The 928-nt window shown below is 63.7% G+C and carries 1 protein-coding gene and 1 pseudogene; both read left to right on the forward strand.

The window, feature by feature from the left end; all coding sequences use genetic code 11:
• Positions 1–241 precede the first annotated feature (241 nt).
• A pseudogene (locus I71_RS34660) lies at positions 242–505 on the forward strand (transposase); the annotation flags it as partial.
• A gap of 229 nt (positions 506–734) precedes the next feature.
• On the forward strand, positions 735–928 hold a 194-nt coding region (locus I71_RS36760; protein ID WP_199902331.1), incomplete at its 3' end, for a hypothetical protein.

Genomic DNA, 928 nt, shown 5'->3' on the forward strand with positions numbered 1-928 from the left:
GGGCTCTGTTGCAAATTTTTGCCTTAAGCGCGAGATGATGATTACGTGCATCACCGCCGACGCTATGGGGCCTGGAGTTCGAGCTGCTGGGTGATGAACGGCACGGCCCCGGCGAGCACGCAGGGTCCGACGTTGAAGGCGCGTTCGACGAGGTGCGCCTCGCCCTGTATGTCGCGGGTGACCTTGCCCGCGTGCGACGCCTCCCATAGCCGGCTACATTCGGCGATGGACGGGAGGCAACATGGCGAAGACGACACGGGCGCGATACACGCTTGAGTTCAAGGAAGAAGCGATTCGATTGGTCTCCGGCGGTCAGCGGGTGGCGACTGTGGCCAAGACGTTGGGTTTGGCGGAGCAGACGCTGCACAACTGGCTCAAGGCTTCTGAAAGCGGCGCCTTGAAAGGGGCCGTTGCACCGAAGGTCAGTGCCGAGCAGATGGAAATCAGCCGTCTGCGGACGGACCTTGCATGTGTGAAAATGGAGCGTGACTTCCTAAAAAAAGCGATCGCGGGCCTTCGGTCCGCCTGCGGGTGGAGAAACGGGCCGCGCTATGATGGGCAGCGGAGGGGAGCGGCCGTCTGGTTTTTGGAGGCTTAAGACCCCGTCAAAAAACGTGGCCCATGGGGCGGTGCGGACTTGAGAGTGGTGACACCCGCGCGGTGATCCCGGTTGGGAAATTGATGACTTCGCATGCCCCATCCCCTCCTTGGCCCGACGAGCAGGAGGACGCACGATGGCGCGAACGAAGCGGTCCCGCAAGGCGCGGGATATGGCCCCGATCCATCCCCATGCGGCGGCGATCGACATCGGCGCCACCATGCACATGGCCGCCGTGCCGCCCGACTGCGACCCCGAACGGTGCGCTCGTTCGGCACCTTCACCGGGCGACTGCACCGTCTCGCCGATTGGTTCGAACGCTGCGGCGTT

The sequence above is a fragment of the Azospirillum sp. B506 genome, assembly GCF_000333595.1.
Taxonomy (GTDB): Bacteria; Pseudomonadota; Alphaproteobacteria; order Azospirillales; family Azospirillaceae; genus Azospirillum.